Below are 19,115 nucleotides of genomic sequence, written 5' to 3' on the forward strand. Positions count from 1 at the left end.
ATATTGGTGAATATTACTCTAATAAAACACATATATATACCCGTGATACTTCAAGTTGTATGTGCGTTGGCTACGCTCGTTCACCTCAGTCACTTACTTGAGTAAGCTCCTGAGGATTCGCTCACTTGCCGCCTTCCTACAACTCGAATTATCTAGGGTGAAAATAGAACATCTTGGGGAATAAAAATGGAAGACCTACTGAGTTGGTATGGCGCCCTAATAGGGCTGTTCGTTGCAATATTTCTTATTCTAAAAAAATTCAATCCGGTATATTCATTATTTTTCGGCGCAATTGTTGGTTGTTTAATTGGTGGCGCTGATTTAAGTAAAACTATAAGCATTATTATTACCGGCACTCAAAGCGTTATGGGTACGGTTATTCGCGTCTTAGCTGCGGGCGTATTAGCAGGCGTGATGATGCAGTCGGGCGCGGCGGGTACGATTGCGCAGGCCATTGTAAGAAAAATGGGTGAGAAAAAAGCGATTCTTGCGCTTGCCCTAGCCACGATGGTGATCACCGCCGTAGGCGTATTTATCCCTGTTGCGGTGCTTATCGTGGCACCTATTGCGCTGGAAGTTGGCAATAAAATGGGGATCTCAAAGCTGGCGCTGTTGCTGGCGCTCTCCGGTGGCGGTAAGGCTGGGAACATTATCTCGCCAAACCCAAACACCATTGCGGCCGCAAATGGTTTTCATATTAGCCTGAGCGATGTGATGATTGGCGGCTTTATTCCTGCACTCTTTGGCCTCGCGATGACCGTTATTGTGGCTTCTATGATTAAACATCGTGGGGTGATGGTTACCGATAAAGAAGCTAATTTAATCTCATCAAAAACAGACGATGACGATCAAAAAAGACCACCATTAAATAAAGCCATTATTACTCCGGTGATTGCGATTGTATTACTGATGGTGAACCCGATTGGTTCTATTCTTAATATTGACGCGTTATCTCACTTTAAGCTTGATGCATTATATGTTCTGCCGTTTGCCGGTATTGTTGGCATGATAGCGATGGGGCAAAAAAATAAAATAATATCTTATACAACCTCTGGCGTTGAAAAAATGACGGCGACAGTATTAATTCTGATTGGTGCGGGTGCGATTGCCGGGCTAATTGGCGCGTCAAACCTTTCCATGGAAGTTGTTAAATTAATCGATATTTCAGGCATTTCAGGCACTTTCTTAGCGCCAATATCAGGGATCCTCATGGCTGCCGCGACGGCTTCAACGTCAACCGGCGTCATTTTAGCAACAGGTACCTTCGGGACCGCCATTTCGCAGGTAGGGCTATCTCCATTGGCCTCTGCGGTGATGGTTCATACTGGTGCTACCGTCATTGACTCTTTACCACAAGGCAACTATTTCCACGTTACCGCTGACAGCATGCATATGTCGATTAGACAACGTATGGCGTTAATCCCTTATGAGGCGATGGTAGGTGGAACAATGACGATTGTGGCGACAATTATGTATGGATTCATCTAAGGGAATAATTATGAAAAGAATGAAGTTTGTTTTGGCACCAGATTCGTTTAAAGAAAGCATGACCGCCAAAGAAGTGTGCAAGGCAATGGAAGCGGGACTCAAAGTCGTATTCCCTGACGCTGAGTTCATCCATGTTCCGATGGCTGACGGCGGTGAGGGAACGGTTCAGTCGTTGATCGATGCCACCGATGGAGAAATCTATCACCAGACGGTCACAGGGCCGTTAGGTACGCCGGTTGATGCACAATTCGGGATTATTTGGAGCCAGCAAACGGCGGTTATCGAAATGGCGTCGGCGAGCGGCATTCAATTCACCACCAAAGAAACCAAAAATCCGCTCACGGCGACGACCTTCGGAACCGGCGAACTGATTAAGGCCTGTCTCGATAAAGGGATTAACAAGATCATTCTGGGCATCGGCGGCAGCGCCACCAATGACGGCGGGGCGGGGATGGCGGCTGCGCTTGGGGTTCGCTTCTTAGATAAAAACGGTTTACCACTGCCAGCGGGCGGCGGTGCGTTAGGCTCGCTGTGCAAAATCGATCTGGATGGCATAGATCCACGGCTCGCTGACGTCGAATTTTTGGTTGCCAGCGACGTGACAAATCCGCTGTGTGGCGACACGGGCGCATCAAAAACGTTTGGCCCGCAAAAGGGTGCCACACCAGAAACCGTGGCGATTTTGGATAGCGCGTTGGCGCACTATGCTGATGTGATTGATGTACAGCTGGGACGCAAAGTGAAAGACGTGCCGGGAGCGGGCGCTGCTGGAGGCTTAGGGGCCGGTTTGATGGCATTCACCCACTGCAAAATGGCGCGTGGCATTGATATTGTGACCCAATATTCTGGCTTAAGTGAAAAGCTCGTGGGTGCCGATTACTGCTTTACCGGCGAAGGTGGCATCGATTTCCAAACCAAGTTTGGCAAAACGCCTTATGGTGTTGCTCAGGCGGCTAAAGCACAGGGAGTACCGGTTATTGCTCTGGCTGGCTATATCGGTGAAGGCGTGAGTGAGCTGTATAGCGAAGGTATTGATGCCATCTTTGGTATCGTGCCAGGCGCTGAGAATATCGACGCGCTGCTCAAGAATGGCTGCTCCAATGTTGAAAGAACCTGTGAAAATATTGGCAGACTGCTGAAGATCGCGCGCGCGTAATAAGCTTTAGAGACATAAGCCCATGAAAGAGCAATACGATCAGCGTATTGCTCTTTTTTTATTGTCCTGCTTGAGGAAGGTGGCTAATGGAATCCGTATCGCCAGCAGGATAAAGAAAGCCGCTATCTAGCTGTAATGAGATATAAATCAGCAAGCGATCGTCAAAGTTATTGAGATCGAGCCCCGTAAGCTCAGAGATTCGGTGTAAGCGATATTCCAAGGTGTTGCGATGAATAAACAGCGCTTTGGCGGTTGCGCTTGGCTGAACGTTATTCATAAACCATACGGTAAGTGTTTTTCTTAGTACGCCGTTGCTATCGATAGCTCGAAGCCGTGCCAGTGGGCGAACCAGCTCTTTGGCTTGCCATCCGCCACGCAGGCTATCGAGTAAAACAGGTAGGATCAGGTCTTGATAAAAATAGCTGCGCTGTTCCGGCGTGCGCTGTTTGCCCACCATCATCGTGGTATAGGCCGTGCGGTATGAGCGAGCAATGCCGCTTTCATCCGGGAAGTAGTTGCCCAAAGCAATTCTGATTTTCAACTGACTGTTTTTGGCCAGCTTCTTGAGCAAAAGGTTAATTTGGTTGCGCTGACTTTCTGGTTCCCAGCGGCCAAGCGAGCTAAATGCGGGTCTGAGAACTACCATCTGATTGAGCGATACGATTGCCGCAAGGTTATCGTGTTCTGCCGTCGTCAGTAATGTTTGGAGTTGTTGAAGATCGACGATGGCGCTATCCACGCCAAGCTGGCCGCTATCGACTTCCACTACTACCACCACGCGGGGCTGATTGAGATCTATCCCTAGGCGCTGAGCCCATTCCTGAAGCGCAGGAGAGAGCTTTTCGGCGCGAATAAGGTTAAGCACTAACTCTTCGCGCAGGCGAGTATCTTGCGCCAGCATGTGCATCAGATGCGCTTGCTCCAGCATCATTTCTGCGGTCATGCACACCAGCTCACCATACCGCCTCAGCTCAGAGGGATCGCCGGTGAGCCCTATGACGCCAACAATTTCACCGTCGAAATGCAAAGGAAGATTCACGCCGGGGCGAACGCCGTGCAGGTGGCGGGTCATATTCTCATCAATATCGACAATTCTTTCCTGCGATATCGCCAGCAATGCACCTTCGTGCAATTCACCAATGCGTTCTTGAGCACCACTGCCTATTATTCTGCCCCGTGCGTCCATGACGTTAACGTTGCTGTCGATGATTTTCATGGTGCGGTCCACGATATCCTGAGCAAGTCGGGTATCGAGATGGTAGGTCGCCATGCTGCGCTCCGTGTATGTTAAGTAGAATATTCCGAGCATACCGAGGCGGATACCGGTAAACATTGTGCAAATGCACAATGTTTAAGATAGCAGTTAAGAGTTGCAAAAGAAGTCACAGTTTTTTGCTCACTTTTAACTCGTTACCACTACATAGTGGGGCCATTGGCGCTGGCAATCGCAACTATTGATATTAACGATGGCGGCCAAATACAATGCGAGCATCGGGCTGAGAGCCTTGCAGGGACTGAATGTACGCTATTTCCCCGCTTGTTTTTATCATACCCTTACCGCTTATAAGCGATTGATAATCATTTTCAATATCATTTAATTAACTATAATGACCAGACTGCTTAACCGGAGCGGATGTTTTGCTCCTTTGAAATCTGGAGAAGATGAATATGAGCTATACCCTGCCATCCCTACCTTATGCCTACGACGCATTAGAGCCTCACTTCGATAAGCAAACGATGGAAATCCATCACAGCAAGCACCATCAGGCCTACGTCAACAACGCGAACGCTGCGTTGGAGTCTCTGCCAGAATTAGCCAAATTAACCGCAGAAGAGCTGATTGCTCAGCTGGATAAAGTCCCTGCTGAAAAGCGTACTGCGCTGCGTAACAACGCAGGCGGCCATGCAAACCACAGCTTCTTCTGGAAAGGTTTGAAGCTTGGTACTGAGCTAAAAGGCGATCTGAAAGCGGCTATCGAACGCGATTTCGGCAGCGTTGATAAATTTAAAGAAGAATTTGAAAAAGCAGCGGCAACGCGCTTTGGCTCCGGCTGGGCGTGGCTGGTGTTGAAAGCAGACGGCAAACTGGCCCTGGTTTCTACTGCAAACCAAGATAGCCCGCTGATGGGCGAAGCGGTTTCTGGTGCTTCCGGTTACCCAATTGCGGGTCTGGACGTGTGGGAACATGCTTACTACCTGAAATATCAGAACCGTCGTCCAGACTACATCAAAGCGTTCTGGAGCGTGGTGAACTGGGACGAAGCAGCAAAACGTTTTACTGAAGCGAAAAAGTAATCGTCTGTAGTCACTGTCCATAGTGAGACAGCACCGATCGTAGCGTGGGGAAACCCACGCTTTTTTTGTTTTTAAACCCCATGGGAACGGTATAGTAAGGGTATTGTCATTTTCTTGATGAATCTGCTTTTGGGAGCCCTGCATGCACTATCCAACGATTTACACCGGTACCATCATTCCTTATGAAGGCAGCAAGCCGAGTGCAATTGGCAAACGTCAGGTTTCCGGTGGCGTGATGCTTAACCGCCTTGGGTTGGAAGGTGATGAACAGGCAGAGAAGAAAGTCCATGGCGGCCCCGATCGGGCGTTGTGTCAGTATCCGCGTGAGCATTATCAGTTTTGGCAACGGCAGTATCCCCAGCAGGCTGAGCAATTTTGCGCTCCGGCCTTAGGCGAAAATATTTCCACTGAAGGGATGACCGAAGAGAATGTTTTTATCGGTGATATCTACCGTTGGGGAGAAGCGCTGATTCAGGTCACTCAGCCGCGTTCGCCGTGCTATAAGCTCAACTATCACATGGATATCGATGAGTTTTCCGTGCAGATGCAACAAACTGGCCGCTGCGGTTGGCTGTATCGCATCGTTGGCGAAGGTATGGTCAGCGAAGATCAGCCGCTGGAACTCGTTTCACGCAACAGCGATATCAGCGTGGCAGAAGCGATTTCTATCTGCTTCCATATGCCGTTTGACAAAGAAGAGTATCGCCGCCTGATGCGTGCGGCCGGGATCTCGGCCAGCTGGAGTAAAACGCTCCAAATGCGGGTTCTCAACGGCAAAATTGAAGATATGAATCGAAGATTGCTCGGGGTTTAACCTTTAGTATTTAACCCTCAGTATTGCCTGCCATCGTTTTAAGCCATTGAATAAAAACGTTGATCTTTGGCCACTGGCGCTCTGAAAGAGTTGAAATGTAGTAGCGTTGCTCGCACTGCATTTCAAACTCAGGAAAGGGCGCAATTAACTCTTTGCTCTCCAGCCGCTTATTCACCAGATTTTTACGCCCCATCGCGATGCCCACATGGTTCATTGCAGCGATGACCGCCAGATCGGAACGATCAAACCCCATACTTCGCTGATCTTCAGCGATATCAACGTTAAAATTCCGCGCCCATGAATGCCATTCACTTTCGTTGGAGTCGTAACTCCATGCCTGACGATCGTGCAGCAATGTGCTTTGGCGCAGATTAAATGGCTTGCCGACCAAATCGTGCTGTTTGGCATATTCTGGGCTACAAACCGGTATCATTGACTCATTCATCAGGTGCTGACATGACAGCGTTTCGGGCGGTTTATCGTCAAAATAAATCGCCAGGTCGATCCCTGCGCCGTTGAAGTTAACCATCTCGTTGCCGGTTAAAATGTTTAAGCTGATTGCCGGATATTGTTTAGCAAAATCAGCCAGTTTAGGCACCAGCCAACATTGCGCGATTGAAGGGCGAGAATAAACCGTCAGCGTTCCCGACAGCTCTTGGCTTTTTATCTCAAGAATTTCTTGGTTGAGATAGCTGAGAGAAGATTTTAGCGCCCAAAATACCCGCTCTCCTTCGGGCGTTAGCGCAATGCGGCGATGAAATCGCTGGAATAACTTAAATCCCAACTCTTCTTCAAGCTGATTGATGCGATGGCTCACAGCGCTAGGACTTATCGATAACTCTTCCGCCGCGAGCGCAAAAGACTCATGTCTGGCCGCAACTTCAAAGGTATAGAGCTTTGATAGCTGATAGCCATTAAGCAGTTTGTTACGTGCGATATATTTTGAATGCTCGAACATGATGACCTCGTTTGGAGAGAGTATCAGCATATCCCAGCAGAGCGTTTTAGTGGGCATACAGATGAGTTAATGTGACTCAATCGCGATAATTCCTTTCTATTTTGACCAATATCACCCATTTGATTCAATCTGGTTCATGTGAAGGCTGAATTTGATCGTTTGTCAGCGATGTTCACTTCTTATCCAATAGACAGGTGATTTATTACAGGGTGAGGTTGGAAATGAGCTCGCAAATTTGGGTCGTTGGAACGCTATTAACAAGCATCATAATAATTATATTAACCATCGTTAAATTTAAGATTCACCCATTTTTAGCACTACTGCTGGCCAGTTTTTATGTCGGCGTATTAATGGGAATGAACCCGTTGGAAATGGTGAATGCCATTGAAGGTGGGATTGGTGGAACCTTAGGCTTTTTAGCCGCCGTGATTGGTCTGGGAACTATTCTGGGCAAAATGATGGAGGTTTCCGGTGCCGCTGAGCGTATTGGCATTACGTTGCAAAAATGCCGTTGGCTATCACCAGACGTCATTATGGTTTTAGTTGGCTTGGTTTGCGGTATTACGCTGTTTGTGGAAGTGGGCGTGGTATTGCTGATCCCTCTGGCATTTTCCATTGCTAAAAAGACCAATACTTCTTTGCTGAAGCTGGCGATCCCGCTGTGTACGGCGCTAATGGCGGTGCATTGCGTTGTCCCTCCGCATCCGGCGGCCTTGTATGTGACGAATGCGTTAGGGGCTGATATTGGCACCGTGATTGTATACGGTCTGTTGGTGGGGCTTGTGGCTTCGCTGATCGGTGGCCCGCTATTTTTGAAGTTTGTCGGCCATCGCCTTCCGTTTAAACAAGTCCCCGCCGCATTTTCAGAACTGGAAGTACGTCGAGAAGAGGATCTGCCATCGCTGGGTGCCACGTTATTTACCGTGCTGCTGCCGATTGTGCTGATGCTGATCAAGACGGCGGCCGAACTCAATATGGCCAAGGGTTCAGCGCTGTATAACTTCTTTGAATTCATTGGTAACCCGATTACTGCGATGTTTATCGCCGCCTTCGTTGCCTATTACGTTTTAGGCATCCGTCAGCATATGGGCATGGGTAAACTGCTGAGCAAAACGGAAGATGGCTTCTCTTCAATTGCTAACATTTTGCTGATTATTGGTGCGGGTGGCGCATTTAACGGCATTCTTAAAGCCAGTGGCCTTGCTGATACTTTGGCAGTGCTGCTCTCCAATATGCACATGCATCCGATTTTGCTGGCTTGGTTGGTGGCGATCATTCTTCATGCCGCGGTAGGTTCTGCCACGGTGGCTATGATGGGTGCTACGGCGATTGTTGCGCCGGTATTGCCACTCTATCCCAACGTGAGTCCTGAAATTATCACACTCGCCATTGGCTCTGGCGCGATTGGTTGCACCATCGTTACCGACTCCCTGTTTTGGCTGGTTAAGCAATACTGTGGTGCAACGCTGAGTGAGACATTTAAATATTACACAGTGGCGACTTTCATCGCGTCGCTGATCGCTTTAGGTACGACTTTCCTACTCTCTTATATCGTTTAATCGAGAAGATACTATTTATGAATACGTTTGAAATTGAACATTTGGTTGAACAATATCCATTGGTTAAACAGCTGATTAACTTAGATGAAGTTACATGGTTTAACCCAAATACCACCACGTTGGCTGAGGGGCTTCCTTACGTTGGTTTGACGCAGGACGACGTCGCACAGGCGGAAGCGCGCCTTAAGCGATTTGCACCATACCTTTGCTTAGCGTTCCCAGAAACGCAAAAAACGCACGGTATTATTGAGTCAGAAGTCGTTGCGATCCCGGAGATGCAGGCTGCAATAGAACAGCGCTATCAGCAAAAAATTGCGGGTCAGCTGATGCTGAAAAAAGACAGCCATTTGCCTATCTCTGGGTCGATCAAAGCGCGTGGCGGGATTTATGAAGTGCTTACCCACGCTGAAAAACTGGCCATTGAAGCGGGAATGCTGTCAGAAGATGACGACTATAGCGTGTTGTATTCCGACAAGTTTCGTCAATTCTTTAGCCAATACAGTATTGCGGTAGGCTCTACCGGTAATTTAGGCATGTCGATCGGCATTATGAGCGCAAAACTTGGCTTCAGCGTCAGTGTGCATATGTCTGCCGATGCGCGGGCTTGGAAAAAGCAAAAACTGCGTGAGCACGGCGTGAATGTGGTTGAGTATGCGCAGGATTATGGCGTTGCCGTTGCTCAAGGGCGCAAAGAGGCGGAATCAGATCCTCATTGTTTCTTTATTGATGATGAAAATTCACGCACGCTATTTTTAGGTTATGCCGTTGCCGGTGGGCGTTTACGCCAACAGTTTAGCCAGATGAATATTCGTGTTGATGCCGAACATCCGCTGTTTGTTTATCTGCCGTGCGGCGTTGGTGGTGGCCCTGGCGGAGTCGCATTTGGCCTGAAATTAGCCTTTGGCGACAACGTACATTGTTTCTTTGCGGAGCCGACTCACTCACCGTGCATGCTTCTGGGTATTCATACGGGTCTGCATGATGAAATTTCAGTGCAGGATATTGGGATCGACAATATCACCGCAGCCGATGGTTTAGCCGTTGGACGTGCATCCGGCTTTGTTGGGCGAGCGATGGAGCGCCTGCTTGATGGTTTGTATACCTTAAGCGATCAGGAAATGTATAACCTGCTGGGGCTTTTAAACCAGCAGCAAGGTATTCAGCTTGAACCTTCGGCGCTGGCGGGAATGCCGGGAGCGGCACGAGTCTGTGGGGATGCTCAATATCTACAGAGCCACGGATTAGACGCACAGAAAATGCAAAATGCGACTCACTTGGTGTGGGCGATGGGTGGGGGTATGGTGCCAGCAGATGAGATGGCGAAATATCTCGCGGCGGCGAAAATCTAGTTCTAGCGTGATTAATAGGCGAACGGGGCGAATTGCCCCGTTTCTATATCTATCTGAGGATTATCAGCGGATCTTACAGATACAACGAACGCACAATCAGGAAATGACCGGCAAAATAGCTGGCGGCAATAATGGCGTCGGCGGCGCGAAAAGTGAAGCGATAACGATTGACCAGCCATACCACGTTCGACAACAGCAACAGCGATGCTCCCACCAACAGCGAGAAACCAAAATCGGTGCCGCGAGCAAAGTATTGATCGCCTGCCATCCATACCATCAACAGCGTCATCGCAATGTAGGTCACAACCGGCCAGCGCATATCGTCTAAACGCGTCCAAATGGTGGCTATCAAAGCAATACCGATAACGATTAATACCGCTAACATAGGCAGATAGAACGATACCGTTAAGGCACTGGCGAAGCTGATGGTGTAGAGAAGATGTGATAAGAAAAACGCCCCAATGGCATACAGCACACGCTCGCGTGGTAGCAATAACAGCGCATCGGCGGCAAGTGTGGCGAGTAGGCCAAGTAGAATCAGATAGCCGCTGGCCTGAATATTGGGTGCGCCCCATGCCAGCAAAAGTAGTAACAGCAGGGTGACGGGTTTGAAAACCCAACGTTGCCAGCGCGGGCCACGGTAGCTGGCATCAACAAATAGCCAGCCAGAAAATAAGACTGCAAGAAAAGCCCAACTCATCATTTATCCTTTTTTAATTAGCAGGTTAATTTTCTGATTCTTATGATGCTGACTTCACACCAAGAATAAGAATAAATAGATAGTCACTTATCTTCTGAGTGTAGGGGATCACCGCGGGCGACGACAATCACTTTACCTGCTATCGGTGCGGATGAAGTGTAAACAACTTCATGTTATGTTAACCCGCTGTATCCATAGCGCATATGCTGCTTAGCAGGCGTTGTGGTCGCCACAAAGTTATTGAATTTGAAATTGCCCATTGGCAGTGATGAGGAACGTCATGTCTGGTCAAGCGCCTTTATACCGAATTCAGTTTATGAATAACGGTAAAAACTATCAGCTTTACGTGCGTGAAATTGTACAAAGCAACCTGTTTGGTTTTCTCGAAATCGCTGATTTTGTTTTTGATACCCAAAGCGCCGTATTGGTCGATCCTTCAGAAGAGAAATTGAAGAACGAGTTCTCTGGCGTAGAGCGCAGCTATATTCCTATTCAGGCCGTTATTCGCATTGATGCCGTCACCGAACGCGGCAGTGCGCGGATCTCTGATTTAGGCGATAATGTCACCGCTTTCCCTTATCTTCCCGGCAAAAAACCATGAGTAAACCACCGCTGATATTCGTCGTGATCGTTGCTGTTATTGTGGTATTTGCGGCCCAACGTTTCATGCAGCAACGCCGTCAAAATGCCATCAACGATGCCGCACCGCTGAGCACGCAGCAGGTTGAAGTGAGCGCTAAGCGCGAGTTTCCTGCGCCCAATCGGCGTTCACGCCAGCGCGAAGTGATTGCGGGGGAAGATATGCGTTATGAGGTTTATTTCCAGCCGATAATGGGGGGAAGTGAGCTGAAATTTGTCGTACCGGAAAAAACCTATCATCAGATAGACAAAGGTGCGCGGGGTACACTCAGCACGCAGGGCACGCGCTTCGTAAGTTTTGAACCACAGGCGCAATAGCTAAAACCTCCCCTGTAGGGGAGGATTATTCAGCCAATTTATTATTTCTTCGGCGGAGTATTCTTTTTCTGCCAAGCCAGCAGCTCAAAAACGCCAAACAGGAAAATGCGTACTTCCTGCCATTTGCCGATCTTAGGCTGGTCTTTGGTTAACGTGGTTTTCAGCATCGTGACCTGTAAACCGTGCATCAACACCATAAATACCAGTGCCACGTTCATAAAGATATTCAGCGGGCGAGTGTAAGGATGGATGATGTTAACCAGCATAAATCCCCATACGCACAGCATGAGCAAGCGGCCAATATTAATTCCCATTGTGATTTCCTCGAATTATGACGCGCTGCGCGTATATAAACGATAAGCGACCTGACCCGCCACTTTTTCGCGATGCAATGTCCAGTTCGCGGGCACGTCTGCCGCTGCGCTTTCCGCTTCGGCCTCAACGTAAATAAAGGCTTCATCCGCGAGCCAACCATGTGTTTCTAACAGCGTAATCGTTTCTGCCAATAGCCCTTTTCTAAAAGGAGGATCGAGAAAAACCACCTGATAGGGCGTACCCGGCTGTGATAACCATTTTAGTGCATCGGTGTTTTGCACCGTGATTTTATCGGTGCTAATCAGCGTGACATTTTTTTTGAGCTGCGCGGCCACCGTGCGGTCTGCTTCAAGCAGCGTAGCGTGCTCGGCATAGCGAGAAACGGCTTCAAATCCCAAAGCACCGCTGCCGGCAAAACAATCGAGACAGCGAGCGCCATTTAGCTCGGGAGCCAACCAGTTAAACAGCGTTTCACGCACGCGATCCGTAGTGGGACGCAGGCCGGGACTGTCTGGCACAGGAAGTTTTCGGCCACGCCATAGGCCGCCAATGATGCGGATTTGTCCGCTGGATTGGGATGCAGGTTTTTTTGCCATGAATGCGGTATTTTTTGTTTGGGTTGCAGTATTAGACGGTGCCATTACAGGCCAATCTTCATTGTTGCCGTGCAAGGTAACCGTTTATTGATGGAAATGCCACTTGAAACCCATCGGCATGCATGTTGCGATAAGGGGTTAAGTGATAAACTTGTTCAATTGCAGTTTATCAACAATTTTGAATTTCAGGCGGGAGAGTCGTCGCACTATGGCAAAAGATAAAAAACGTGGTTTTTTCTCCTGGTTAGGGTTTGGTCGTCAGGAAGAGCAGCCGGAAAAGGCGCAAGAAGACGAACAACAAACACCACCAGTGGTAGAAGAAACAGAACAACATCAAGCTGATGCGCCATCAGAGCAGACAACTACGCCAGAATCGCTGGATGACAAACTGCCTGAGCGTGAATCTGACTATGCGGCCTCAGTGGAAACTCCCGGCGAATGGGATGCCACCGTTGCACCAGAACATGCCGCTGAGAATCTGCCGTTGGCGGAGCAGCATGCCCAGCGTGAAGCACCAGCTAAAGTATTGGCTGATGAACTGGTTGAAACGACGGAGCATTTAGCGTCAAGCCACGAGCATCGCCCTGATGCGCAAAGCGCCGAAGTTTTTGCTGAGCAAATTGTAGAGCTTACTCAGGCGCATCACGAAGAAGCGCCTGCGCCGGAAGCTATCGCTGAACCGGAACAGGCCGAAGCTGAGCATGCGTCAGTTTCCGCTCAGACAACCGCTGAAAATATTATTCATGCCAGTGAACCGCTGGTAAACAAGCACGATAATCACCACGGTGGCGAGCATCTCGAGCATGATGCGGAAGTGTTTGCCGAACAAGTGATTACGTTGACGGAAGCGGCGCACCCGCATGTTCATCAAGAGCCGGTTATTGACGAGCCGTACATCGAAGAGCTGGTTGAGCAAGAAATCGCTGAAGATGATGCGATTAAACATGAGCCGGTGGTGGGTGAATCCGTTTCCGAGCCTGAGCCTGAAGCTATCGAAGTGATCGCTGAGATTGCGCGTTCAGAAGAAGTTGTCGATCTGGATACCGACGTCGTTGATGAAGCAGATGCTGACGTTGATGAAATCGATGAGGATGAGTCTCACGCTGACGTGCAGCCAGAAGCTGCGGCGGTTGTGCAGCATGAGCAGGAACGCCCAACAAAAGAGGGTTTCTTTGCTCGTCTTAAACGCAGCCTGCTGAAAACCAAACAAAATCTGGGTTCCGGATTTTTCGGCTTGTTCCGTGGTAAGAAAATCGACGACGATCTGTTTGAAGAGCTGGAAGAACAGCTGCTGATTGCCGACGTGGGCGTTGAAACCACCAATAAAATTATTAAATCTCTGACTGAACATGCTAGCCGCAAAGAGCTCAAAGACGCAGAGTCGCTGTATGGCAAACTGAAAGAAGAGATGGGTGAGATTTTAAGCACCGTTGATAAACCGCTAGACGTCAGCGGCCGCACGCCGTTTGTTATCTTGATGGTTGGCGTTAACGGTGTGGGTAAAACCACGACGATTGGTAAGCTGGCTCGCCAGTTCCAAGCCGAAGGCAAATCGGTAATGCTCGCGGCGGGTGACACCTTCCGTGCGGCGGCGGTTGAACAGCTGCAGGTCTGGGGGGAACGCAATAATATCCCCGTGGTTGCACAGCACACCGGCGCTGATTCTGCTTCCGTCATCTTTGATGCGATTCAAGCCGCCAAAGCTCGTAATATCGATGTGTTGCTGGCAGATACCGCAGGACGTTTGCAGAACAAATCGCACTTGATGGAAGAGCTAAAGAAAATCGTTCGTGTAATGAAAAAGTTAGACGAAGATGCGCCGCATGAGGTTATGCTGACGATTGATGCGAGCACCGGACAAAACGCGGTGAGTCAGGCAAAACTGTTTAACGAAGCGGTTGGCTTGACCGGTATTACATTAACCAAGCTGGATGGCACCGCTAAAGGCGGGGTGATCTTCGCCGTGGCCGATCAGTTTGGCATTCCAATCCGCTATATCGGGGTTGGTGAAGGTATCGAAGATTTACGGCCATTCAAGGCCGACGATTTTATTGAGGCACTTTTTGCCCGTGAGGATTAATACGGATGATTCGCTTCGAACAGGTCAGTAAAGCGTATCTGGGCGGGCGTCAGGCTCTGCAAGGCGTAGATTTCCATCTACGTCAGGGCGAGATGGCGTTTCTCACCGGCCACTCAGGCGCAGGGAAAAGTACCCTGCTTAAGCTGATATGTGGCATTGAGCGCCCAAGCGCAGGACATATTCTTTTTGGTGGTCATGACATCAGCCGCTTACGGAACTCAGAAGTTCCGTTTCTGCGTCGCCAGATTGGCATGATTTTCCAAGACCATCATCTGTTGATGGATCGAACGGTATACGACAACGTGTCGATGCCGCTGATTATTTCAGGCGCCAGCAGCGAAGATATTCGCCGTCGTGTTTCTGCGGCGCTGGATAAAGTGGGTTTATTGGACAAAGCCAAAAACTTCCCGATCCAGCTTTCCGGCGGTGAACAGCAGCGCGTTGGGATCGCACGTGCGGTGGTTAATAAGCCTGCGGTGCTGTTAGCGGATGAGCCAACCGGTAACTTGGATGAGGCGCTATCAGAAGGTATCTTGCGCCTGTTCGAAGAGTTCAACCGTGTGGGCGTTACGGTGCTGATGGCAACCCATGACATGGGGCTAATTGCGCGCCGTCGTTACCGTATGCTGACGCTCAGTCAGGGACGTATGGACGGAGGTATTTCGCATGGCTAAGGCTCCAAATCGTTCGGCCTCGCGCGCGAAAATGCCGGACAAAGCCAAGGCGCTGCGTGGCGGCTGGCGTGAACAGTGGCGCTATGCATGGGTTAACACGCTGGCTGATATGATGCGCCAGCCGTTGGCGACTCTGCTTACGGTGATGGTCATCGCTATTTCACTGACGCTGCCCAGCGTGTGCTATCTGGTCTACAAAAACGTTAGCGAAGCGGCTTCGCAGTGGTATCCAACGCCGCAGCTAACGGTTTATCTGGATAAAGCGCTCGATGATGACGCTGCCGAACAAGTGATGACGGTGCTGAAAGGCGAAGAGGGCGTGGATAAAGTTAACTACCTCTCGCGAGAAGAAGCGCTAGGCGAATTCCGCAACTGGTCCGGTTTTGGCGGCGCGCTTGATATGCTGGAAGAGAATCCGCTTCCTGCCGTAGCTATCATTACGCCAAAAATGAATTTCGAAAGCAGTGACACCCTCAATACCCTGCGCGATCGCGTGGCGGCCGTGAAAGGGGTTGATGAAGTTCGCATGGACGACAGCTGGTTTGCGCGTTTGGCTGCGTTAACTGGGCTGGTCGGACAGGTCGCGGCGATGATCGGTATTTTGATGATTGTGGCTGTGTTCTTGGTGATTGGTAACAGCGTGCGTCTGAGCATATTCAGTCGTCGTGACACCATCAACGTGATGAAGCTGATTGGGGCGACCGACGGATTTATTCTTCGACCATTCCTTAATGGCGGCGCGCTGTTAGGCTTTAGTGGTGCAATTCTATCGCTGATTTTGTCTCAGGCGATGGTCTGGCAACTGGGTTCCGCGGTTGCTAAAGTCGCCTCGGTATTTGGCACCACATTTGTGCTGCATGGTTTAGGCTGGGATGAGTGCCTATTGCTGGTGCTGGTTTCCGCCATGATTGGCTGGATTGCCGCGTGGCTGGCCACCGTTCAACATTTACGCCGATTTACACCACAATAGTGAAATAGTGTTATACTCTTCCCTCGTTGAGTTGCTGACGGGGGAAGAGCCATTCTGGTTAAACCCGATACCGGTTCTCCATCCTATACTCCCCCCATCACGTTCCCAATGAGTTCATGCCTGTTGTAGAATTGTGCTAAATTTATGCACGCAACATTGAACTTGTGGGGTAACTCACGGTCAAATTTTGCAGAATCGTGTTAGTGTCCGCGCTGTTATATCGTTAGAATTGCTACGGCGTTACTAGTACGGCTGGATTGAATATTGAGAGGGTTTGAATGACCAAAGAGATGCAAACTTTAACCTTAGTTCCTCAAGGTAGCTTGGAAGCTTACGTTCGTGCGGCCAACACCTATCCGATGCTGACAGCAGAGGAAGAGAAAGAACTGGGTGAACGACTGCATTACGAGGGTGACTTGGATGCAGCAAAACAGCTGATTCTGTCGCACCTGCGCTTTGTTGTTCATGTTGCCCGTAACTATGCCGGCTACGGGTTGCCGCAGGCAGACCTAATTCAGGAAGGTAACATCGGCCTGATGAAAGCTGTGCGTCGTTTTAACCCAGAAATGGGCGTACGACTGGTGTCCTTTGCGGTTCACTGGATCAAAGCTGAAATTCACGAATACGTGCTGCGTAACTGGCGCATCGTGAAGGTTGCGACCACCAAAGCCCAACGTAAGCTGTTCTTCAACCTGCGTAAAACCAAGCAGCGTTTAGGCTGGTTCAATCAGGATGAAGTTGAATTGGTTGCTCGCGAGCTGGGCGTGTCTGAAAAAGACGTGCTGGAAATGGAATCGCGTATGGCCGCGCAGGACATGGCTTTTGACATGTCTAACGACGACGATGACAGCTCACCTGCTGCGCCAGTGCTGTTCCTACAGGATAAATCTTCTGATTTCGCCAACGATATCGAAGATGACAACTGGGATAGCCACGCCGCTGACAAACTGAGCTTGGCGATGGAAGGCTTGGATGAGCGTAGCCAGCACATTATTCGTGCCCGCTGGTTAGACGACGACAACAAAGCAACGCTGCAAGAACTGGCCGATCAATACGGTGTGTCTGCAGAACGTGTGCGTCAGCTTGAAAAGAACGCAATGAAAAAACTGCGTGCAGCAATTGAAGCTTAAACTTTAAATGCACGGCAGTCCGACAAAAGGCGATGCTTGGCATCGCCTTTTTTGTTTGTCATTTTCATCGCTAACTCTGCCAGCCCTGTTCGCCGTTGCTCAGTTCGCAGAAGTTAAACCCACACGCCTTCATGAAAGCATCCATCTCTTCACGGTTCTCGGTTGGAACCTCGCTTGCGGCCAATTGCCAAACGTTGATATCAGGCAACTGACGCAGAGTATCTTCAATCAGATATAAACCTACGCCGCGGCGGCGCGTTACTTCACGCACACATAGGTCATGCAGCGTGGCGAAGCCTTTGGATTTATCGGCAAATACCTTTACGGCACCCAATAGACGGTCATTGAAACGGGCGGCGAAGAGGGCATTTCCCGCTTCGAGCCACGCTTGCCATGCTTCTGGCTGCTGTTCTGGCCACACTTTTCCCAAGTCACGGATGTCGTCTGAATTTAATTCTACTAAGCGCTCAATGGTGAGTTTCATGTTTTATCTTCTGCCGAGAATAATTGATAAGCATTGTAAAGGATCTGCATCCATTGGCGGTGTAACTTTTGGTGTACAAAATCTGAGCGGATTATTTTTACCGATCTGCTATTTTCAGAGTAAAAAATTAGTAAATGAATTGTTTAACAGATGAACGTGCTTACCTAGTGATAAATGTCGCCTTAACGCTCCGGTTTTTGTGCTGTTTACACCGCTTGTTTCTAGTATTCTGATTTGATTTGCAGAATAAATCTCCTGTTTAATGATATGAAAAATAAAGTCTTATTAGAAAATATTGCTGTGAAATCACATAATTCATTATTTCTTATGCATAAAAATGTTTATGTTAATAATATGTTGCGTGATGTCACATCAAAGCAAACACAACAAACATAACAACAGGCGGGGATGAGCGGATGAGTATTAATAAGGGTAAGGTTTTTCTGGCGGGTTGTATGGCGTTAGCCATGAGCAGCAGCGTGATGGCGAAGGATATCAAAATCGCCATTGTGGGCGCGATGTCTGGTCCTGTAGCGCAATATGGCGATATGGAGTTTACCGGTGCTAAGCAGGCGATTGCGGATATCAACGCGAAAGGCGGCGTGAACGGCGACAAATTGGTCGGCGTGGAATATGACGATGCCTGCGATCCAAAACAAGCGGTAGCGGTGGCAAACAAGGTGATTAACGATGGCATTCGCTACGTTATCGGCCATCTGTGTTCTTCTTCCACTCAGCCCGCTTCGGATATCTATGAAGATGAAGGCGTGTTGATGATAACCCCAGCGGCGACCAACGCCGATCTCACCACGCGCGGCTATAAGCTGATTATGCGTACCACCGGGCTGGATTCCGATCAGGGGCCAACGGCGGCGAAATATATTCTCAACACCATTAAACCGCAGCGTATCGCCGTGGTGCATGACAAACAGCAATATGGTGAAGGTCTGGCTCGTTCGGTTAAAGATGCGTTGGAGAAATCCAATGTGAAGCCCGTGCTGTTTGAAGGTGTGACGGCAGGTGACAAAGATTTCTCCACGCTGGTGGCCAAGCTGAAGAAAGAGAACGTCGATTTTGTTTACTTCGGTGGCTACTACCCAGAGATGGGGCAAATTTTGCGTCAGGCTAAGCAAGCGGGCCTGAAAGCTAAGTTTATGGGACCAGAGGGCGTGGGTAACTCTTCTTTGTCTAACATCGCGGGAGATGCTTCCGAAGGCATGCTGGTCACTCTGCCGCAGCGCTACGATCAGGTTCCGGCCAACAAAGCCATTGTGGACTCGCTGAAAGCCAAAAAACTGGATCCGACTGGCCCGTTTGTGTGGACTACCTATGCCGCGCTGCAATCGCTGACTACCGGCATGGAGCGCAGCAAAAGCGAAGAGCCTGCTGACATCATCAAAAATCTCAAAGCTCAACCGGTTGATACCGTGATGGGGCCATTGAGCTGGGATGACAAAGGCGACCTGAAAGGCTTCGAATTCGGTATCTTCGAATGGCACGCCGATGGTTCATCCACCGCGGTGAAGTAAGTTCTGATCGATAGTGTTTTTATGTATTGGTAGGACGAGCCAGCACAACAAGGATGTTGTG

At 49.4% G+C, this 19,115-nt stretch carries 19 protein-coding genes; 13 read left to right on the plus strand and 6 right to left on the minus strand.

The annotated features are described in order from the left end of the window. Window positions 1-186 precede the first annotated feature (186 nt). Together DSM2777_RS04485 and DSM2777_RS04490 are read left to right on the plus strand one after the other, a co-directional pair. The gene (locus DSM2777_RS04485) at window positions 187-1,488 is read left to right on the plus strand and encodes a GntP family permease (RefSeq protein WP_061553279.1); all 1,302 of its coding nucleotides are present in this window, start codon (window positions 187-189) and stop codon (window positions 1,486-1,488) included. 19 nt (window positions 1,489-1,507) lie between these two features. Further along, window positions 1,508-2,644 carry a glycerate kinase family protein gene (locus tag DSM2777_RS04490; RefSeq protein WP_418009382.1) on the plus strand — a complete coding sequence of 379 codons (1,137 nt, stop codon included), beginning with the start codon at window positions 1,508-1,510 and terminating at the stop codon, window positions 2,642-2,644. A 58-nt stretch (window positions 2,645-2,702) separates the two neighbouring features. Here DSM2777_RS04490 and DSM2777_RS04495 read toward each other — a convergent pair whose 3' ends face one another. After that, window positions 2,703-3,914, minus strand: coding sequence for a CdaR family transcriptional regulator (locus tag DSM2777_RS04495; RefSeq protein WP_082790854.1), 1,212 nt, complete (start codon window positions 3,912-3,914; stop codon window positions 2,703-2,705). A 398-nt stretch (window positions 3,915-4,312) separates the two neighbouring features. Here DSM2777_RS04495 and sodA point away from each other — a divergent pair, with 398 nt between their 5' ends. Further along, the gene (sodA, locus tag DSM2777_RS04500; protein ID WP_061553281.1) at window positions 4,313-4,939 is read left to right on the plus strand and encodes a superoxide dismutase [Mn]; all 627 of its coding nucleotides are present in this window, start codon (window positions 4,313-4,315) and stop codon (window positions 4,937-4,939) included. A gap of 142 nt (window positions 4,940-5,081) precedes the next feature. Beyond that, entirely contained in the window at window positions 5,082-5,753 is a 672-nt protein-coding gene (yiiM, locus tag DSM2777_RS04505; RefSeq protein ID WP_061553282.1) for a 6-hydroxyaminopurine reductase, read from the plus strand. Window positions 5,754-5,763: 10 nt separating this feature from the next. On the opposite strand, the gene dsdC is transcribed toward yiiM, so the two are convergent. Next, a complete protein-coding gene (gene dsdC, locus DSM2777_RS04510) occupies window positions 5,764-6,711 on the minus strand; it encodes a DNA-binding transcriptional regulator DsdC (protein WP_061555329.1) in 948 nt (315 codons plus the stop codon). Window positions 6,712-6,932: 221 nt separating this feature from the next. Here dsdC and dsdX point away from each other — a divergent pair, with 221 nt between their 5' ends. Together dsdX and DSM2777_RS04520 are read left to right on the plus strand one after the other, a co-directional pair. Then, complete coding sequence (gene dsdX, locus DSM2777_RS04515; protein ID WP_061553283.1) at window positions 6,933-8,270, plus strand: D-serine transporter DsdX; 1,338 nt, start codon at window positions 6,933-6,935, stop codon at window positions 8,268-8,270. A 17-nt stretch (window positions 8,271-8,287) separates the two neighbouring features. Beyond that, window positions 8,288-9,619 (plus strand): D-serine ammonia-lyase, encoded by a 1,332-nt coding sequence (locus DSM2777_RS04520; RefSeq protein ID WP_061553284.1) that lies wholly within the window; start codon window positions 8,288-8,290, stop codon window positions 9,617-9,619. 73 nt (window positions 9,620-9,692) lie between these two features. Here the strand turns inward: DSM2777_RS04520 and DSM2777_RS04525 are convergent, their stop codons facing one another. Continuing rightward, window positions 9,693-10,319 (minus strand): lysoplasmalogenase, encoded by a 627-nt coding sequence (locus tag DSM2777_RS04525; RefSeq protein ID WP_061553285.1) that lies wholly within the window; start codon window positions 10,317-10,319, stop codon window positions 9,693-9,695. A gap of 280 nt (window positions 10,320-10,599) precedes the next feature. Between DSM2777_RS04525 and DSM2777_RS04530 the strand changes: the two genes are divergently transcribed. Both DSM2777_RS04530 and DSM2777_RS04535 read left to right on the plus strand, forming a co-directional pair. After that, window positions 10,600-10,920 (plus strand): DUF1820 family protein, encoded by a 321-nt coding sequence (locus DSM2777_RS04530; protein ID WP_046459987.1) that lies wholly within the window; start codon window positions 10,600-10,602, stop codon window positions 10,918-10,920. Further along, a complete protein-coding gene (locus DSM2777_RS04535) occupies window positions 10,917-11,276 on the plus strand; it encodes a DUF2500 domain-containing protein (protein WP_046459988.1) in 360 nt (119 codons plus the stop codon). The genes DSM2777_RS04530 and DSM2777_RS04535 overlap by 4 nt, the downstream gene beginning before the upstream one ends. A 41-nt stretch (window positions 11,277-11,317) precedes the next feature. On the opposite strand, the gene DSM2777_RS04540 is transcribed toward DSM2777_RS04535, so the two are convergent. Beyond that, window positions 11,318-11,590 (minus strand): DUF1145 family protein, encoded by a 273-nt coding sequence (locus DSM2777_RS04540; RefSeq protein WP_025799404.1) that lies wholly within the window; start codon window positions 11,588-11,590, stop codon window positions 11,318-11,320. A 15-nt stretch (window positions 11,591-11,605) separates the two neighbouring features. Then, window positions 11,606-12,187 (minus strand): 16S rRNA (guanine(966)-N(2))-methyltransferase, encoded by a 582-nt coding sequence (gene rsmD / locus DSM2777_RS04545; RefSeq protein ID WP_061555330.1) that lies wholly within the window; start codon window positions 12,185-12,187, stop codon window positions 11,606-11,608. Between the two features lie 208 nt (window positions 12,188-12,395). Here rsmD and ftsY point away from each other — a divergent pair, with 208 nt between their 5' ends. From ftsY to rpoH, 4 genes are all read left to right on the plus strand, one after another. After that, window positions 12,396-14,267, plus strand: coding sequence for a signal recognition particle-docking protein FtsY (gene ftsY, locus DSM2777_RS04550; protein WP_061553286.1), 1,872 nt, complete (start codon window positions 12,396-12,398; stop codon window positions 14,265-14,267). Window positions 14,268-14,272: 5 nt separating this feature from the next. Then, window positions 14,273-14,941, plus strand: a complete 669-nt coding sequence (ftsE, locus tag DSM2777_RS04555; RefSeq protein ID WP_004090701.1) for a cell division ATP-binding protein FtsE — start codon at window positions 14,273-14,275, stop codon at window positions 14,939-14,941. Further along, window positions 14,934-15,911: a permease-like cell division protein FtsX gene (ftsX, locus tag DSM2777_RS04560; protein ID WP_025799398.1), complete on the plus strand. Its 978-nt coding sequence runs from the start codon at window positions 14,934-14,936 to the stop codon at window positions 15,909-15,911. The genes ftsE and ftsX overlap by 8 nt, the downstream gene beginning before the upstream one ends. Before the next feature lie 278 nt (window positions 15,912-16,189). Beyond that, window positions 16,190-17,041 carry an RNA polymerase sigma factor RpoH gene (gene rpoH, locus DSM2777_RS04565; RefSeq protein ID WP_025799396.1) on the plus strand — a complete coding sequence of 284 codons (852 nt, stop codon included), beginning with the start codon at window positions 16,190-16,192 and terminating at the stop codon, window positions 17,039-17,041. 70 nt (window positions 17,042-17,111) lie between these two features. Here the strand turns inward: rpoH and panM are convergent, their stop codons facing one another. Next, a complete protein-coding gene (gene panM, locus DSM2777_RS04570) occupies window positions 17,112-17,525 on the minus strand; it encodes an aspartate 1-decarboxylase autocleavage activator PanM (protein WP_061553287.1) in 414 nt (137 codons plus the stop codon). A gap of 416 nt (window positions 17,526-17,941) precedes the next feature. On the opposite strand from panM, the gene DSM2777_RS04575 reads away from it, so the two are divergent. Then, on the plus strand, window positions 17,942-19,054 hold the full coding sequence (locus DSM2777_RS04575; protein ID WP_040046461.1) for a branched-chain amino acid ABC transporter substrate-binding protein: 1,113 nt from the start codon (window positions 17,942-17,944) through the stop codon (window positions 19,052-19,054). Window positions 19,055-19,115: the final 61 nt, after the last annotated feature.

The organism is Obesumbacterium proteus (genome assembly GCF_001586165.1).
GTDB classification, from domain to species: Bacteria; Pseudomonadota; Gammaproteobacteria; order Enterobacterales; family Enterobacteriaceae; genus Hafnia; species Hafnia protea.

What these genes read in the sequence shown, in the direction of transcription:
- DSM2777_RS04485 (WP_061553279.1), top strand. Translation starts at nt 187, where the DNA reads ATGGAAGACCTACTGAGTTGGTATGGCGCCCTAATAGGGCTGTTCGTT.
- DSM2777_RS04490 (WP_418009382.1), top strand. Translation starts at nt 1,508, where the DNA reads ATGAAGTTTGTTTTGGCACCAGATTCGTTTAAAGAAAGCATGACCGCC.
- DSM2777_RS04495 (WP_082790854.1), bottom strand. Translation starts at nt 3,914, where the DNA reads ATGGCGACCTACCATCTCGATACCCGACTTGCTCAGGATATCGTGGAC.
- sodA (WP_061553281.1), top strand. Translation starts at nt 4,313, where the DNA reads ATGAGCTATACCCTGCCATCCCTACCTTATGCCTACGACGCATTAGAG.
- yiiM (WP_061553282.1), top strand. Translation starts at nt 5,082, where the DNA reads ATGCACTATCCAACGATTTACACCGGTACCATCATTCCTTATGAAGGC.
- dsdC (WP_061555329.1), bottom strand. Translation starts at nt 6,711, where the DNA reads ATGTTCGAGCATTCAAAATATATCGCACGTAACAAACTGCTTAATGGC.
- dsdX (WP_061553283.1), top strand. Translation starts at nt 6,933, where the DNA reads ATGAGCTCGCAAATTTGGGTCGTTGGAACGCTATTAACAAGCATCATA.
- DSM2777_RS04520 (WP_061553284.1), top strand. Translation starts at nt 8,288, where the DNA reads ATGAATACGTTTGAAATTGAACATTTGGTTGAACAATATCCATTGGTT.
- DSM2777_RS04525 (WP_061553285.1), bottom strand. Translation starts at nt 10,319, where the DNA reads ATGAGTTGGGCTTTTCTTGCAGTCTTATTTTCTGGCTGGCTATTTGTT.
- DSM2777_RS04530 (WP_046459987.1), top strand. Translation starts at nt 10,600, where the DNA reads ATGTCTGGTCAAGCGCCTTTATACCGAATTCAGTTTATGAATAACGGT.
- DSM2777_RS04535 (WP_046459988.1), top strand. Translation starts at nt 10,917, where the DNA reads ATGAGTAAACCACCGCTGATATTCGTCGTGATCGTTGCTGTTATTGTG.
- DSM2777_RS04540 (WP_025799404.1), bottom strand. Translation starts at nt 11,590, where the DNA reads ATGGGAATTAATATTGGCCGCTTGCTCATGCTGTGCGTATGGGGATTT.
- rsmD (WP_061555330.1), bottom strand. Translation starts at nt 12,187, where the DNA reads ATGGCAAAAAAACCTGCATCCCAATCCAGCGGACAAATCCGCATCATT.
- ftsY (WP_061553286.1), top strand. Translation starts at nt 12,396, where the DNA reads ATGGCAAAAGATAAAAAACGTGGTTTTTTCTCCTGGTTAGGGTTTGGT.
- ftsE (WP_004090701.1), top strand. Translation starts at nt 14,273, where the DNA reads ATGATTCGCTTCGAACAGGTCAGTAAAGCGTATCTGGGCGGGCGTCAG.
- ftsX (WP_025799398.1), top strand. Translation starts at nt 14,934, where the DNA reads ATGGCTAAGGCTCCAAATCGTTCGGCCTCGCGCGCGAAAATGCCGGAC.
- rpoH (WP_025799396.1), top strand. Translation starts at nt 16,190, where the DNA reads ATGACCAAAGAGATGCAAACTTTAACCTTAGTTCCTCAAGGTAGCTTG.
- panM (WP_061553287.1), bottom strand. Translation starts at nt 17,525, where the DNA reads ATGAAACTCACCATTGAGCGCTTAGTAGAATTAAATTCAGACGACATC.
- DSM2777_RS04575 (WP_040046461.1), top strand. Translation starts at nt 17,942, where the DNA reads ATGAGTATTAATAAGGGTAAGGTTTTTCTGGCGGGTTGTATGGCGTTA.